Annotated in this window: 13 protein-coding genes; 9 read left to right on the forward strand and 4 right to left on the reverse strand. The window is 60.3% G+C overall.

Annotated elements, in window-relative coordinates:
- Together soxZ and soxY are read right to left on the reverse strand one after the other, a co-directional pair.
- A complete protein-coding gene (gene soxZ / locus VN623_RS00750; RefSeq protein ID WP_325567092.1) occupies positions 1-324 on the reverse strand; it encodes a thiosulfate oxidation carrier complex protein SoxZ in 324 nt (107 codons plus the stop codon).
- A 12-nt stretch (positions 325-336) separates the two neighbouring features.
- The gene (soxY, locus tag VN623_RS00755; protein WP_325567094.1) at positions 337-825 is read right to left on the reverse strand and encodes a thiosulfate oxidation carrier protein SoxY; all 489 of its coding nucleotides are present in this window, start codon (positions 823-825) and stop codon (positions 337-339) included.
- Between the two features lie 187 nt (positions 826-1,012).
- Between soxY and VN623_RS00760 the strand changes: the two genes are divergently transcribed.
- The 5 genes from VN623_RS00760 (at position 1,013) to VN623_RS00780 (ending at position 9,863) form a co-directional block, all read left to right on the forward strand.
- A complete protein-coding gene (locus tag VN623_RS00760; RefSeq protein ID WP_325567096.1) occupies positions 1,013-2,332 on the forward strand; it encodes an NAD(P)/FAD-dependent oxidoreductase in 1,320 nt (439 codons plus the stop codon).
- Positions 2,333-2,547: 215 nt separating this feature from the next.
- Entirely contained in the window at positions 2,548-5,049 is a 2,502-nt protein-coding gene (locus tag VN623_RS00765; RefSeq protein WP_325567098.1) for an acyl-CoA dehydrogenase, read from the forward strand.
- 50 nt (positions 5,050-5,099) lie between these two features.
- Positions 5,100-7,094: a 3-hydroxyacyl-CoA dehydrogenase NAD-binding domain-containing protein gene (locus VN623_RS00770; protein ID WP_325567100.1), complete on the forward strand. Its 1,995-nt coding sequence runs from the start codon at positions 5,100-5,102 to the stop codon at positions 7,092-7,094.
- Positions 7,095-7,145: 51 nt separating this feature from the next.
- Positions 7,146-8,450, forward strand: coding sequence for an acetyl-CoA C-acetyltransferase (locus tag VN623_RS00775; protein ID WP_325567102.1), 1,305 nt, complete (start codon positions 7,146-7,148; stop codon positions 8,448-8,450).
- Between the two features lie 102 nt (positions 8,451-8,552).
- Complete coding sequence (locus VN623_RS00780) at positions 8,553-9,863, forward strand: cyclopropane-fatty-acyl-phospholipid synthase family protein (protein WP_325567104.1); 1,311 nt, start codon at positions 8,553-8,555, stop codon at positions 9,861-9,863.
- A 20-nt stretch (positions 9,864-9,883) separates the two neighbouring features.
- Here VN623_RS00780 and VN623_RS00785 read toward each other — a convergent pair whose 3' ends face one another.
- Positions 9,884-11,608 (reverse strand): long-chain fatty acid--CoA ligase, encoded by a 1,725-nt coding sequence (locus VN623_RS00785; RefSeq protein WP_325567106.1) that lies wholly within the window; start codon positions 11,606-11,608, stop codon positions 9,884-9,886.
- Positions 11,609-11,927: 319 nt separating this feature from the next.
- Between VN623_RS00785 and VN623_RS00790 the strand changes: the two genes are divergently transcribed.
- The 4 genes from VN623_RS00790 to VN623_RS00805 all read left to right on the forward strand — a co-directional run bounded on the left by VN623_RS00790 (position 11,928) and on the right by VN623_RS00805 (position 15,363).
- Positions 11,928-12,197, forward strand: a complete 270-nt coding sequence (locus VN623_RS00790) for an acyl carrier protein (RefSeq protein WP_325567108.1) — start codon at positions 11,928-11,930, stop codon at positions 12,195-12,197.
- 94 nt (positions 12,198-12,291) lie between these two features.
- Positions 12,292-13,536, forward strand: coding sequence for a beta-ketoacyl-[acyl-carrier-protein] synthase family protein (locus VN623_RS00795; protein ID WP_325567110.1), 1,245 nt, complete (start codon positions 12,292-12,294; stop codon positions 13,534-13,536).
- Between the two features lie 264 nt (positions 13,537-13,800).
- Positions 13,801-14,181 carry a cyclophilin-like fold protein gene (locus VN623_RS00800; protein ID WP_325567111.1) on the forward strand — a complete coding sequence of 127 codons (381 nt, stop codon included), beginning with the start codon at positions 13,801-13,803 and terminating at the stop codon, positions 14,179-14,181.
- Between the two features lie 33 nt (positions 14,182-14,214).
- Positions 14,215-15,363, forward strand: coding sequence for an alpha-hydroxy acid oxidase (locus tag VN623_RS00805; RefSeq protein WP_325567113.1), 1,149 nt, complete (start codon positions 14,215-14,217; stop codon positions 15,361-15,363).
- Positions 15,364-15,392: 29 nt separating this feature from the next.
- Here the strand turns inward: VN623_RS00805 and VN623_RS00810 are convergent, their stop codons facing one another.
- The gene (locus tag VN623_RS00810) at positions 15,393-16,376 is read right to left on the reverse strand and encodes a helix-turn-helix domain-containing protein (protein ID WP_325567115.1); all 984 of its coding nucleotides are present in this window, start codon (positions 16,374-16,376) and stop codon (positions 15,393-15,395) included.
- Positions 16,377-16,385: the final 9 nt, after the last annotated feature.

Genomic DNA, 16,385 nt, shown 5'->3' on the forward strand with positions numbered 1-16,385 from the left:
TCAAGCGACGTTCAACCGCGTCGTAGCAACAGTCGTGGCGCCCTGGTCGTCGGTCCAGGCAAATTCGAAAACACCCGGCCCCGGCACGCGCATCTGAAACGAAATGTAGGGATTGGCGGAAATCCCCGGCCCGAACTCGGCGCGGAACACTTCCTTGTCACCGAACTTCGCGACGAACGTATTGATGATGTCGCGCGGGATTTGTTTCCCGTACTTGTCCTTGCGGTTGCCGGTCTCCATGACATGCCTGATCAGCGTCTTTACCTCGATGACTTCGCCGGTCTTAGCGTGCTCGGGAAGCTTGATGCGCGGATTGCTGGCCATGACTGGGTCCTCTTAGATTCCGCAACCGCCGATGGTGACTTTGACGGGCGTCGTTGCGATCAGCATCGCGCCGCTCGAAAGCTTTGCCAGGGTCACGACGTCCTCCGTCTTTGCGAGACGGATGCGGCTTTGCACGCGCGCAACGCCGTTGATCGGCGACAGGTGGAATGTCGCGATGAGAGCCACGGGATTGGCGGTCGCCAGGATGTGGATCGCCGTCACGTGGTCCGCGTCCGTCATCGGGCTGTCGACGGAGATCGTGATTGGAACAAAATTGCCGTTTTCTGCAAGTTCCGGGAGGTCGACAGTTATCTTGTCCTTCACCGGCGTTGCACCGCCTAAGAGCTTGGCGAATTCATCCTGAAACTTTTGGCTGCGCTCGAGGGTCATGGAGCCCGAATTCTGGGCGTAGACGAGCAGCGGCGTCAGCCCGGCAGCAGCAATTGCCGAGACCACGAACGTACGGCGGCTGATAATCGCAATTCCGGCTTTTTCCCGCATTCTAATTGCCCGAAGCGGATCTTCCGCTACGCCGCTATATACAATGCCAATTTGCTGCACTTCTAGTTACAAGGGATTTATTTCCTGACAGAATGATGTCCTTGTGGCAAACGTCCCACAAACGAGGCAGCTTGTAAAAAAAATTGAGTGCCGGCGTGGTGAGTGTGCCGGGGGATGAGGGGGCGATATGTCCAAGATCACACGTCGCGAATTCGCTTTGTTGGCGGCGGGCGCGGGGGCTGTCGCATCGCATTTGGAATTTGCGCGTCCGGCTTACGCGGCTGGTTCCGCTAGGGTTGTCATCATCGGCGGCGGACCCGGCGGCGCGGCGGTCGCAAACCGGCTCAAATCTGCGGACGCGGCGCTCGACGTGACGCTAATCGAGCCGAAAGACAAATATACGACCTGCTTCTATTCCAATCTTTATCTCGGCGGCTTCCGTTCGTTCAGATCGATCACGCACGATTATGAGGGCGTGAAGAAACGCGGCATCACCGTCGTCACGGATACAGCGACGGCAGTCGACACGACAGCGAAGACCGTGACTTTGGCGCGTGGTTCATCGCCCCTTAGCTTCGACCGGCTCGTCGTTGCGCCGGGCATCGATCTGAAATTCGAAACGATCGAAGGCTATTCGCCCGACGCCGCGAAAATCATGCCGCATGCCTGGCAGGGCGGCGAACAGACTTGGCTCTTGAAGGAGAAGCTGCTGGCGCTTCCCGATGGCGGCCTCATCGTCATGGCCTCGCCGCCGAACCCCTACCGTTGCCCCCCGGGCCCTTACGAGCGAGCGTGCATGATCGGGCATTTCATCAAAACCAGGAAACCGAAGGCCAAGCTCATCATCTTCGATGCGAAGAGGACGTTTTCGAAGGAGGCCGTTTTCGAGCAGGCCTTCAACGAATATTACAGGGACATTATCGAGCTCAATCTTACCAACGAGATCGACGACTACACGGTCGTCAAGGTCAACGCCGCGACGGGCGAAGTGACGACGAAGTCCGGCCGCACCGAGCGCGCCGCGCTTGCCAATATCATCCCGGCGCAGAAGGCCGGTTCCATCGCGGCGAAGATGGGACTGACGGAAGGCGACTGGTGTCCCGTCAATCCCGATAACTTCACCTCCACGAAGGTGAAGGACGTCTATGTCCTGGGCGACGCCGCCATCGCCAACCCGATGCCGAAATCCGCATATTCGGCGATGAGCCAGGCCAACGTCGTGGCAGCCGACATCATTGCGGACCTCTCAGGCAAGCCCAGACCGCCCGGCAAGTACCGCAATACGTGCTGGTCGATGCTGGCGCCCGACAATAGCGCCAAGATCGGCGGCGATTATTTTCCCGGCAAAAAGGACGGTAAGGAAATTCTGGAAGCCAAGGACGAATTCATTTCAAAGCCGGACGATAGCCCCGACATCCGTCGCCAGACGTATCAGGAGAGCGCCGACTGGTATCGAACGGCCGTCGCGGACCTCTTCGGCGAGGAACCGCAGAAGGCCGGCCACTAGGTTCTATCCTGCCCTAGGTGCCATATATGCGCCGCGCATTTCGGGATTAGCGACGCCTTACAAACGTGTTTAAATACGTTGCGGGTACCCCCGGACCCGATCACCTGACCGACGTAGCGGCGTTAAGCTGGCGTATACGTGGGGCAATGATAATCCCGGGCGCCGATCGGGGATTATCTTGCGTTAGAGCGCGGTCCCCCAAAGGAGGCTCGGAAATGGCGACCGTAGTTCTTCTGTTGTTGGTTGTCGGCGCATTTCTGGCCCTCGGCATGGCGCGAGCGCCGATGTGGGCCTGGGCCGTCGCAGTTGGCCTGCTGACGCTTCTCGGACAGTCCGGAGCACTGGATGGTGCCGAAGCCGCGGGGCACGGCATTTTGTCGTGGTTTGCGTGGCTGCCGTTCGTCGCGCTGTCGCTGCTTTCGATCCCGTCGCTGCGGCGCAGCCTGATCGTGGCGCCGGTATTCGACAAGGTCCGGACAATCCTCCCGAAGGTTTCCGATACCGAAGCGCAGGCGCTGGAGGCCGGCACGGTTGGCTTCGATGCCGAAATTTTTTCCGGAACTCCGGATTGGAACAAGCTGCAGTCGATACCGCCGATCCAGCTCTCGGCCGAGGAACAAGCCTTCCTCGACGGCCCGACGCATCAGCTCTGCGCGATGATCAACGACTGGCAGGTGCGCCATAGCCTGCGCGAGATCCCCGAGGATATCTGGGATTTCGTCAAGAAGAACGGCTTCCTCGGCATGCTGATTTCGAAGGAGCACGGCGGCCTCGGCTTTTCCCCGCAGGCGCAGTCGCTGATCCTCGGCAAGATTGCCTCACGGTCACCCGATATCGTAACCATCGTGATGGTCCCGAATTCGCTCGGCCCGGGCGAGCTGATCGAGAAGTACGGCACCGACGCACAGAAGCATCATTACTTGCCGCGACTGGCGAAGGGCGAGGAAGTGCCGTGCTTTTCGCTGACCGGTCCGACGTCAGGTTCTGACGCCGCCACGATGCGCGACATCGGTTATGTGACGCGCGGCACATATCAAGGCAACGAGACGCTCGGCGTCCGCCTGTCGTGGGAGAAGCGGTACATTACGCTCGGCCCGAAGGCGACCCTCGTCGGTCTGGCGTTTCGCCTCTTCGACAAGGACAACCTGCTCGGCAAGGGCGAGGACGTCGGCATCACACTGGCGCTCATCCCGGCCGATCATCCGGGCGTCAACATCGGCCGCCGGCATTTGCCTTCCGGCGCCGCTTTCCCGAACGGCCCGAACTGGGGCAGCGACGTTTTCATTCCGATCGATTGGATCATCGGCGGCGAGAAGATGGCCGGCAACGGCTGGCGCATGCTGATGGAATGTCTATCGGCGGGCCGCGCCATCTCGTTGCCGTCGTCGGCCACCGCCGGCGTGAAAATGATGCTGCGCGTGACGTCGGCATATGCGCGCGTCAGGAAGCAGTTCGGACTGCCCGTGTCGCGCATGGAAGGCGTCGAAGAACCCCTCGTGCGCATCATCGAGACGGCCTACGTCAACGAAGCCGCCCGCGCCATGACGGCGGCGATGGTTTCACGCGGCGAAAGGCCCTCGGTCATCTCGGCGCTGATGAAATACCAGACGACCGAAAAAATGCGCCGTGCCGTCAATGACGCGATGGATATTCACGGTGGCCGCGCCATTTGCGACGGCCCGTCGAATTACCTGCAATCGGCCTATCAGATGGTCCCGGTCGGCATCACGGTCGAAGGCGCCAACATCCTGACGCGGACGCTGATCACGTTCGCGCAGGGAGCACTGCGTTCGCATCCCTATCTCTATAAGGAAGTGCAGGCGGCGCAGAACCCCGACCGCGCACGCGGTCTCGACGCGTTCGAAGATGCCTTCGACAACCACATCGCATTTTCGCTTTCGAATGCGACCGGCGCCTTCGTCCACAACGTGACCGGCGGAGCGCTCGTCTCGGCGCCCGATCACGCGCAGCGCATGGGCCACTGGTACCGCCAGCTCGCGCGAGCCAGCCGGTCATATGCCTTCGTCGCCGACTTGACTGTCGCGCTGCTCGGCGGCGGCCTCAAGACCAAACAGAAGATCACCGGCCGCATGGCCGACGCTCTGTCTGAGCTTTACATGCTCGCCGCCACGCTGAAGCGCTACGACGACGATGGGCGTCCGGCAGGCGATGATCACATCGTGACGCTCGCGGCTAAGAATGCTCTTCACCGCTTCCAGGAAGCCATCGGCGGTACGATCGATAATTTCCCTGCGCACTGGGCACGGCCGCTGATGCGCGCCGTCGTCTTCCCGCTCGGGCGGCGGTTCAAGCCGGCGTCCGACGCGTTGGGCCACAAGGTCGCCAAGCATGTTCTGCAGCCGGGTGAGGCACGGGACCGGCTGACGCGGCACATTTTCATTTCGAAAGACGTCAACGACCCGACCGGCATCCTGGAAGTCACGCTCGAGAAAGTGATCGCCGCCGAGCCGGCCGAGAAGAAACTCGAAAAGGCAATCCGCGATGGGATCGTACGCCGCTATCACGGCATCGATTGGTTTGCCGACGCCGAAGCCAAAGGCGTCATCACGGCGGCCGATGTAGAGCAGCTTCGCGAGGTCGAGAGCCTCGTCGCACGCGTCATTGCGGTCGATCACTTCGATCCAGCAGAACTGAAACCGAACTACGTGACGCTCGGCCATAACCTGCGTGGTAACGAGGCCTTGGCCGCTGAGTAAGTGCGGTGACTTCGGCGGCGGGATGTCCGGCAAATTGTTTGAGGTAAGTAATGACTGAAGTGACAGCTCAATTGAAGGACTGGCGCTTTTCGATCGACGGCGAAGGCATCGCGTGGGCGATCTTCGACAGGGAAGGGGAGAGTGCCAACGCACTCGGCCGCCGCCCGATCGAAGAGCTGAACGCGATCATCGAGCGGGTCGAAGCCGAAGTTCACGCCAACAATGTGCGCGGCCTCGTCATCATGTCGGGCAAGGAGCGCGGCTTCATCGTCGGCGCCGATATCCGCGAATTCGAAAGCTTCGAAACCGAGCAACAGGTGATCGACAGCCTGAAGCCGGTCAATGCGTTGCTCGAGCGGATCGAGAAGCTGCCTGTGCCCGTCGTGGCGGCGATCCACGGTGTCTGCGTCGGCGGCGGCCTGGAACTGATCCTCGCCTGCCACTACCGGATTGCGACGCGGGACGAGTCGACGCGCATCGGATTTCCCGAGGTGAAGCTGGGAATTTTCCCCGGCTTCAACGGCACCGTGCGCTCGATCCGTCAAGTTGGCCCGATGGCGGCCATGCAGGCGATGCTGACCGGCGGCATGATCCGCGCCTCGGCCGCCAAAGGCTTGGGTTTCATCGACCAGCTCGTCGCAAGCCCTGGCGAACTTCACTGGGCGGCGCGCAAGGCTGTATTGCAGAAGCGCCGCTCAGCCGGAGCAGGCGCCGTCAAAATGCTGCTGACGAAATGGCCGGTGCGCGGTCTGCTGGCTGCTAAGATACGCCAGGAGACGGCGAAGAAGGTTCGCGAAGACCACTATCCCGCACCCTTCCGCCTGATCGATCTCTTCGAAGAACATGGCGGCGACCTCAATGCCATGAAGACTGCCGAGACGAAGGCCTTTGCGCCGCTGATGGTCTCAGACACGTCGCGAAATCTCCGCCGCGTCTTTCACCTGACGGAGCTTTTGAAGAACCAGGCACCGAAGGGCATGAAATGGCGGCCGGGCCGCGTTCACGTCATCGGTGCCGGCACGATGGGCGCTGACATCGCCGGCGTTTGCGTTGCGTCTGGAATGGAAGTGACGCTGCAGGATATTTCACCGGATCAGCTTGAGAAAGCCATCAAATCTCAGACGAAGCTCTTCGCGCGTAAGTTCAAGACCAAGGCGACCAAGGATGCTGCCAAGGCCCGCCTGATCGCCGACCCCGAAGGTAAGGGCATCGGCCGCGCCGACGTCATTATCGAGGCCATCGTGGAGAGACTCGATATCAAGCAGAAGCTCTTTTCCGATATCGAAAACAAGGTCAAGCCGGGCGCCGTTCTGGCAACGAATACCTCGTCGCTGAAGCTTGAAGATATCTCCGCGCCGATGCGCGACCCGGGCCGCCTCATTGGCCTGCATTTCTTTTCGCCGGTGCCGCAGATGCCGCTTGTCGAGGTTGTGCGAGGAACAACGACACGCGACGAAGAAGTGAGGAAGGGCGCCGCGTTCGTGACGGCGATCGGCAAATTCCCGCTGATCACGAAGGACGTGCCGGGCTTCCTCGTCAATAAGGTGCTGACACCCTACATGTTCGCCGCCATGCAGAAGCTGGAGCAGGGCGAGGACAAAGAAAAGATCGACGAGGCCGTCCGCGCCTTTGGAATGCCGATGGGGCCGATCGAGCTTGCCGATAATGTCGGCCTCGACGTTTGCGCGCACGTTTCGAAAATTCTCGGCCAGTCGAGCGAAGGATCGCGTCTTGAGAGACTGGTCGCTTCCGGCCGTCTCGGCAAGAAAACGGGTGAAGGGTTTTATGTCTGGAAAGACGGAAAGCCGGTCAAGTCGGGCGCTCAGTTCTCGAAAGCGAGCCTCGAACAGCTCGGGCGTGAACTCATCGAGCCGATGATCGCGGAAGCGCAGAGTGCGCTCGATGAGGGCGTCGTCGAGTCCGCCGATCTCGTCGATGCCGGCATGATTTTCGGGACCGGATTCGCGCCGTTCCGTGGCGGCCCGTTGCATTACAAGAAGACGCACCCGAGTGCTGCCGCCGAGCAGCGCAACGCAGCCGAGTAATTCTAATTCCTTCTCCCCGCTTTTTACGGGAAGAGGACATCGGAGATCGAGATGACACGAGAACTTCGGCGCGTTGCGGTGCTTGGCGGTATGCGCATCCCATTCTGCCGCTCGAACACGTTCTATGCGGACCTTTCGAACCTCGACATGGCGACGGCGGCGTTGAATGGTCTCGTCGATCGCTTCGGCCTCAAGGGAGAGCACATCGATGAGGTCGTCGGCGGCGCCGTCGTGACCCATTCGAAGGATTTCAATCTGGCGCGCGAAGCCGTTCTGTCATCACAGCTCGCGCCCTCGACGCCCGGCGTCACGCTGATCCAAGCCTGTGGCACATCCCTGCAAGCGGCGCTGATGTCGGCGGGCAAGATCGCGAGCGGCGAGATCGAAAGTGCGATCTCCCTCGGCTCCGACACTACCTCCGACGCACCGATCGTGTTCACGAAGAAATTTTCAAAGCGTCTCGTCGAGCTGGGCCAGCAAAAAGGGGCGCTCGACAAGCTCAAGGTGTTCAAGGGACTTTCGCCCGCTGAACTGGCGCCGCAACCGCCAAGCGTTGCCGAGCCGCGCACTGGTCTTACAATGGGTCAACATTGCGAGCTGATGGCGCAGGAATGGAAAATTCCGCGCGCCGAGCAGGACAAGTTCGCGTATGAGAGCCACAAGAAGGCGGCCGCCGCTTATGATTCAGGCTACATGGACGATTTGATCGTGCCGTGCGCGGGCGTCTTTCGCGACAATAATTTGCGCGCCGACATCACGCTGGAAAAGCTTGCGACGCTAAAACCCGCGTTCGAGAAATCCGAACGCGGCACGCTGACAGCGGGCAATTCGACGCCACTGACCGACGGCGCCGCCACCGCGCTGATCGCTTCTGAAGATTGGGCCGCGAAACACAATCTTCCGGTGCTCGCTTATCTCACGCACGGCCAGCACATCGGCAATAACTTCGTCGGCGGCGACGGCTTGCTGATGGCGCCGACGATTGCCGTATCGAAGATGCTCGATCGCGCCGGCCTGACGCTGCAGGATTTCGATTTCTATGAAATCCACGAGGCGTTTGCAGCGCAAGTGCTGTGCACGCTCAAAGCCTGGGAAGATGCCGATTACTGCAAGAAGACCTTGGGGAAGGATGCTCCCCTCGGTTCGATCGACCGGGCAAAACTCAACGTCAAGGGATCTTCCCTCGCCTTTGGACACCCCTTTGCTGCGACGGGTGCGCGCATCGTCGCGAAGATGGCAAAGCTTCTCTCGGTCAACGGCGGCCGTGGCCTGATCTCGGTCTGCACCGCCGGGGGCATGGGCGTCGCCGCCATTATGGAGGCACCGAAGTCGATCGACGTCCGCGCTGCGGCCTGAGTTACCTCGACCCAGACCTGCGCCACCCGAGCCCTCTACCCGAGACGGCGGCGATCGGATGCGCTATGCACCTTGCGGTCAAAGCCAGCCGGGGAAAGACGCATGGGCGCGAGAGACGATAAGCAACTCGAGGCAGCGCGGTCGCTCATTCGCGATCTCGCCGATCGGCTCGATCTCAACGCATGGGCCCGGCTTTGGGACGGCACGCGGCTGCCGCTCGGCAAGGCCCCAACATCGAATTTCGAAATCGCCATCAGCGATCCGGGCGTGATCGGCGCTATCCTTCGAAGCCCGCGGCTCGATACGATCATCCGTCAATACGTCGAAAAGGGCATCGATTTTTCGGGCGGCACGCTCGTCGACTTCGGCAGCGGACTTCAAAAGGGCAAGACGTCTTTAAAACTCAAGCCGCGCGACATCGCGACCATCGGGCTGAAACTCACGCCGTTTCTCTTCCAGAAAAAGCATGAGACGCGCGATGCGTACGGATTTCGCGGCGACATTACGGGTGAACATCGCAAGGTAGAAGACAACAAGGCCTACATCCAATTTCACTACGATCTGTCGAACGAATTCTACGCGCTCTTTCTCGATCCCGAGATGGTCTACTCATGCGCCTACTACACGGATTGGTCGAACGGCGTCGAGCAGGCACAACGCGACAAACTCGAAATGATCTGCCGCAAACTCCGCCTGAAGCCGGGCGATCGTATGCTCGACATCGGCGCGGGATGGGGCGGGCTTCTCTGCCATGCGGCCAAGAACTACGGCGTGACGGCACACGGCATCACGCTGTCGCAAGAGCAACTTTCATTCGCGCAGGACAAGGCTAAACGTCTCGGGCTCGACGACCGCGTGACGTTTGCGCTTGCCGACTATTCGAAGGTGACGGGCACGTACGACAAGATCGCCTCGATCGGCATGTACGAGCACATCGGCATCAAGAACATTCCGATTTACATGAGTAAGGTACGCTCGCTGCTAAGCGACGATGGCTTGTTCCTCAATCACGCCATCTCGAGGCGCGCCTCGAAGCATCAGACATGGCTCAAGCGCCCGATGCGGCCCGAGAAGAAGGCTATCGCCAAGTACATCTTTCCGGGCGGCGAACTCGACGATATCGGGCACTCCATTGCGGCGATGGAGCGCGCCGGTTTCGAAGTGCAAGACGTCGAAGGCTGGCGCCTGCATTACGCTCGCACCTGCCAGCTCTGGTGCGAACGGCTGACCGCCAACAAGGACGAAGCGATCCGTCACGTCGGCGAAGAAAAATATCGCATCTGGGTCGCTTATCTCGCGGGCGTTAGTCTCGCCTTCTCACGCGGAACGCTCAGACTGTTTCAGACTTTGGCGTCAAAATCCGCAAAGCGAACGCCGGTGCTGCCGCCGACGCGCGCCGATCTCTATCGGTGATCGAAGCTGCATCCTCGCCTTCAGGTCTTTGCGCGCTTGCCGCGCTTGGCCTCTTCAGCCGCGAGTTCCTTTTTCGACAACTTGCCGATCAACGTCTTCGGCAAGCTGTCGCGAAACTCGATTTCGGCCGGCAATTCGATCTTCGAAATCTTTAACTCGAGATGCTTCAAGATCCCGGCTGCCGTCGCCGTCATGCCGGTCTTCAGCTTGATAAAGGCCTTCGGCGCTTCACCGCGATAGGCGTCGGGAATTCCAATGACGGTTACTTCCTCGACGGCGGGATGCTCATAGATCGCTTCTTCAATGCGGCGCGGATAGACGTTGTAGCCCGAGCAGATGATCAGGTCCTTGATGCGGTCGACGATCGAGAAGAAGCCGCGTTCATCCATGATCGCGACATCGCCGGTGCGCAGGAAGTCGCCAACGAATTGCTTCTCGGTCTCTGCCGGTTTTTTCCAATAGCCCTTCATGATCTGCGGACCTTTGGCGCAAAGTTCGCCGCGCTCGCCCTGCGGAACTTCCCGCGTCGGATCGTCGATATCGCGAAGCGAAATGATCGTGCCAGGAACCGGCGGCCCGATGGAGCCCGGAACCGGCTCGCCGGTAATCGGATTGCACGTCAGGACGGGCGAGGCTTCCGACAGGCCGTAGCCCTCGACGACCTTCGAGCCGGACACGGTTTCGAACTTCAGCTTGATTTCCACCGGCAGCGGCGCACCGCCAGAGATGCAAAAGCGCAGTGAGGAAAGATCGTAGGATTTGATATTTGGACAGTTCAGCATGGCGGTGAAAATCGTCGGCACGGCCGGCATCATTGTCGGCCTCTCGCGGTGAATCAATTTCAGCGCCTCGAGAAGTTGGAAACGCGGCATCAGAATGATTTTTGACGCCATGTCGACGCCGATGTTCATCACCACCGTCAAGGCGAAGACGTGAAAGAGCGGCAGGGCACCCAAAATCGTTTCCTTGCCGGGCTCCAGGTCGACCGCCCACGCCCTGATCTGCGCCGTGTTGGCGGTCAGGTTCGCGTGCGTCAGCATCGCGCCCTTCGGCGTGCCAGTAGTCCCGCCGGTGTACTGCAGGACGGCAACGTCCTCGGCTGGATCGATCGCGACAGGCTTCATCCGCTCGGCGGTCGCCGCTAGCGCCGCGCCGCTGATGATTTTCTGCGCGACGCGTGACGATGATACGGGGGCAATGTCGCGCCTCTTGAAAACGCGGAACAGGACCGACTTGACAGGCGGCAGCAACGGCGCGAAGGGCACAACGATGGCGCGGGCGATGACGCCGCGGTCCATCAGATCTTCGATCTTGGAAAAGAGCGCCGCGAGATCATGCGTGACCATGATCTCGGTCTCGCTATCTCTCGCCTGAAAGGCCAGCTCCTCCAAAGTATATAGCGGGTTAAAATTGACGACGGTGCCGCCAGCCTTGAGTATTGCGAAGTAATAAACGATGAATGTCGGTGTGTTCGGCAGGAAAATGCCAATTTTGCTCCCACGTTTTACGCCAATCTTCTGCAGGCCAGCCGCGACCCGATCCACCTCAGCAGCGAGGTCGGCATAGCGCGTGACGCGGCCGAAAAAACTGATCGCCGGATTATCGGGAAATTGCCGAGCTGCTCTGTCCAGAAGGTCCGGGACCGGGCCTGTCGGGATCGGCATATGCCAATCGACCGATGCAGGATAAGCGGCAGCCCAGGGCAGCGAAGTTGACGCAGGCGATAGTACGGCTTCGGGCGTCATGGCTGGCCGGCTCGATCACTTTGGGCCCAGCGAAGCGTCTGCAACTCACGGGGCCGGTCTCCAGGGGACGCATTACACGTCAGATTGAACAACTTTTCGCCGCAGATGGCTAGCATTTGATCGGCCTCCGTAGCGGACTGAGGGTCCCGCTTCATCGATGTCGCCGAGCTCGACGCTCCGTCCGCGACGGTCCGCACCTGGACTTGCTGTTCGTTTAAGGATAAGTGACCCCCCCGCTTGCTGATAAAGTTGTCTTGATCTAGGTAGAAGCCAAGAAAAACTGGCCCATCGCGATGTTCCGCGAGGGTGGGAGAGGCCAATGGACGAAGTCGCGACTAAGGTTGTTGATATCCTTAAGAAGCATATGAAGGAGCCGCGCGACGACATAGCGCTCGATACGGCTCTGACTGATCTCAAGATCGAGTCACTTGATCTTGCGATGATCGTGTTCGACATCGAAGATGGCTTCGGGATCGAGATCCCTTACAACGCCAACGAAGAAGTCGAAGCTTTCAAGACGGTCGGCTCGGTTGTCGATCGGGTGAAGTCACTGATTGCTGCCAAACAGGCGTCCGCCGCCAAGGCTTGAGCCGGCGCATCGGACCATCCAAGAATAGTTGAAGTGAACGTCGGCGCCATCAAAGGTTTGCCGTGCTCTCACGAGACAAGAAAGATCGTTGCTGATGTCGAAGAGTAAGCCAGGACGCCGTGTCGTCGTCACTGGCCTCGGAGTCGTGACCCCGATTGGAACGAATGTCGACGAATTCTGGGGCGGATTGAAAACCGGGAAGTCCGGCGTCAGCCCGCTCGGCGGCTTTCCGCTCGACGACCTGAAGATTCTTATTGCGGCGCAGGTCAAGGATTTCGATCCGAAACAGCGCCTCAAGCATTTCAAGCGCGATCGCATCATTACCCTCGCTGACCGGTACTCATGGTTTGCAGCTGCTGCAGCCGACGAAGCAGTTCGCATGGCCGGCCTCGAGATGCCGCTCGAGGACCCTTACCGGTCGGCCTGCATCATCGGTTCCGGAGCCGGCGGTCTCGTCACATTTGAAACGGCCTACCGCGATCTCTTCATCCTCCAAAAGCGCGCCACGCACCCGCTGACGCTGCTGCGCATCATCGGCTCGTCGGCGGCGGCTCACGTCGGCATCGAGTTCGGTATCAAAGGTCCGACGTTCGCCACCTGTTCGGCGTGTTCGACAGCGACCCACGCCATCGGCATTTCTCGTGATTATATCCGCGACGGCATTGTCGATGTCGCGATTGCCGGCGCTTCCGAGTCCGTCATTACGTATGGAACGATGAAAGCCTGGCAGGCGCTGCACGTGCTGTCGCCGGAAGGCTGCTTCCCGTTCGCAAAGAAGCGCAACGGCACGGTACTCGGCGAAGGCGCCGGCATCCTGGTGCTCGAGAGCCTCGAGCACGCGCAGGCACGCGGCGCAACGATACTGGCCGAGCTCTGCGGCTACGGCATGGCGTCCGACAGTCAGGATATGGTCAAGCCGACGATCGAGGGCCCGAGCGTCGCAATGCAGATGGCGCTCGACGAGGCCGGCCTTGCACCGGAACAGATCGACTACCTCAATGCCCACGGCACGGCGACCGCGGACAACGATATCAACGAGACCAAGGCGATCAAGAACGTCTTCAAGGACCACGCCTACAAGCTTCCGATCTCCTCGACGAAATCAATGCACGGCCACCCTCTTGGCGCCGGCGGCGGCATCGAAGCCGTTGCCTGTATCAAAGCCATGCACGAGAGCTGGTTGCCGCCGACGATCGGGCTCGATGAACCGGGCGAGGGCTGCGATCTCGACTACATACCGAATGTCGGACGCGCCAAGAACATCTCCTACACGATGTCGAACTCGTTCGCGTTTGGCGGCTTGAATGCCGTGCTCATCTTCGGGCCTGCGCCAGCCTGACATCGTTGCCCGTCGACCTTTGAAGGCAACGCCTCCTCGCGAGCATCTCGTCGCGTTTTCGGTACGGCGATCATGTCGCACCTTCTGATGAAGTTGGCATCGCGGGCCAGAACGACGATTTTAGGCCCCATCCTGCAATTTCGAAGCATTTACTTCCGCGACGATGCTTCGAAACCCTTGAACCCGGCTCCACACGATGAGACATTGGTCCCTCGCGGCCGCGGCGCTGCGCTTGTCGTGGGTATTCAGCGGTATTGAGGCGGCATGCGAAAGATCGTGATCCGGGCCGGTGCTGTGGCCATTCGTGCCAGACTATTGGACACTCCAACCGCCGAAAGGATCTGGGCCGCTCTGCCCATCGAGGCGGCCGCCCGAACGTGGGGCGAGGAAATCTATTTCGACGCGCCGGTGACGTCTGCTGCCGAACCCGATGCGCGCGTCGTCGTCAAAGCCGGCGATATCGTCTTCTGGCCCGACGGTGACGCCATCGCCATCGGATTTGGACCGACGCCGTTATCGCGCACGCGCGGCGAGATCCGCCTCGCAGGCCCGTGCAACGTCTGGGCCGAGGCCCTCGACGACGTCCGGCAATTGAAGTCGGTACATCCGGGCGTTGCGATTTCCGTCCATGAAGCCGATGGCTGAAGCGAAGTTCGGTAGTCGTCCTGGACTTAAGGTGTGACGCTTAAATCCGTCGCCTGCATCGATGATCTGCGCCGGATCGCGCATCGCAAGGTTCCGCGCGACTTCATGGACTATTACGAGTCCGGTTCTTATTCCGAAGCGACGCTCGCCTCCAATCGCCACGATCTGGCGCAAATCAAAATTCGCCAACACGTGTTGGCTGGCGCCTCGAACCGCGAACTTTCTCAATCGCTTCTCGGCGAAAAAATCACGCTCCCGTTCGCATTGGGGCCGATCGGCATGACGGGAATGGCGCATCGTGATGGCGAAATCGCCGCTGCGCGTGCCGCTGAACGGGCCGGCATCCCATACACGCTCAGCACCATGTCGATCTGTTCGATCGAGGATGTGGCGGCGGCTGTCGAGAAGCCCTTTTGGTTCCAGCTTTACTTCATGAAAGATCGCGGCTTCGTCTCCGACCTCATCACCCGTGCCCGCGCGGCCAAGTGCAGCGCCCTGGTTCTGACCGTCGACCTGCAGGTTCTCGGCCAGCGCCACCGCGATGTTCGTAACGGCCTTTTCGTACCGCCGCGCGTTCGTCTTGGAACGATCGCACATCTTCTTTCGAAACCCGCCTGGATTGCGGGAGTTTTGCTCGGCAAGCGTAAGACGTTCGGCAATCTGCACGGTCGCATTGCCGGCACGGAGCATCTGCGATCCTACATGGAGTGGATACATAGCCAGTTTGATCAGACGCTCCATTGGGATGATGTCGCCTGGGTGCGCGAGCAATGGCCCGGCAAACTGATCCTGAAAGGTATCCTCGACGTCAACGACGCGCGCCAAGCCGTCAAGACTGGCGCCAGCGCCATCGTCGTTTCCAATCATGGCGGCCGCCAGCTCGACGGCGCGCCGTCTGCGATCTCGATGCTGCCGCGCATCGCCGATGCCGTCGGGTCCGATATCGAAATCCTATTCGACAGCGGTATTCGCTCCGGTCAGGACGTGTTTCGGGCACTGGCGCTCGGGGCGCGGGCCTGCCTGCTGGGCCGCGCCTATCTCTACGGGGTCTGCGCGGCGGGAGAGGCGGGCGCGAGTAAGGCGATCGACATCATCGCCAAGGAACTCGATGTCACAATGGCGCTCGCAGGCGTACAAACGATTGGCAGCATTACGCGCGATTGCGTCGTGGCCGATCACTGAACAGGCATTTTCAGTTCTCGCGGCGTCGTTCAAAAACCGCGCGCCGCAGCGTGAAAGCGCTGAAACGTATCGGACGGCTTTTCGCCGAACATCAACTTATAGTCATGCGCGAAGCGTCCGAAATGCAGAAAGCCCCAAAGCGAAGCGGCTTGGGTGACCGAGGAAGCCGTCTTCAGGGCGCGCCGGGCTCCGCTGAGACGTACGGCGCGAAGAAAAACGGCCGGCCCGATGCCAAGCACTTCTTGAAAGCAATACTGTAGCGTCCGCCGGCTGACCCTGAGTGCGCGGCACAACTCCGCGACGGTGAGCGGCTTGTCGAATTCTTGAGTACTAAGTTCTAGGGCATCCCGTACGATCTGCCATCTACGGCTCGGCGCAACGAATGGCTGGTCGATTTCGCTATGGTCCATCAGCGCACAAGAGAGGTTCGAGATCAGCGAACGGCGCAACGTATTGACGACATTGGCGTCGTTCGCGAGGTCCGGTGATACCCGGAAAAGCTCGAAGATCCCCGCCAGCACGTCGCGAAAGCCCCGAAGGCGATCCGGCGGTACGCGCCTCAGATGCGCCCGGCGCAGGCTCGGCAAAACCGCCTGCTTGTCATCGTCCGACAAGGCATCCGCGAGCGCGGCCCTCGTAATGACGACGCCGGACATGATCAAGCCGCCGGGCGTTAGGAATTCGAATCCGTCGCTTCCCGAGAAGACGTGCAGGCTTTGACCGTCGCAATGCGCCCCACAAAACGTGGCAAGGCCCGACAACTTCAGCGGCACACCGATGGCATAGAGATCGTTGGGAAGCGCGCCGAGTTGATACAGCGAACTGCCCGTCTCTTCCTTGAAGAGATGGATATCATCGAGCTGCACTTCAAAAATTGAGCCCCTGAACCGCCCGGACGATGTCTGGGCGTAGATCTGGTTCCAGCCCTTCAGAAATGCCGCTTGTTCATCGATATCTTGCGTTTGTGCAAAGTTGAGGGCTGCGAACAGGCCCGCCGGATAAACTGCCCCCACGTGGCGTTG

The sequence above is a fragment of the Hyphomicrobium sp. genome (assembly GCF_035572195.1).
Classification (GTDB): Bacteria; Pseudomonadota; Alphaproteobacteria; order Rhizobiales; family Hyphomicrobiaceae; genus Hyphomicrobium_B.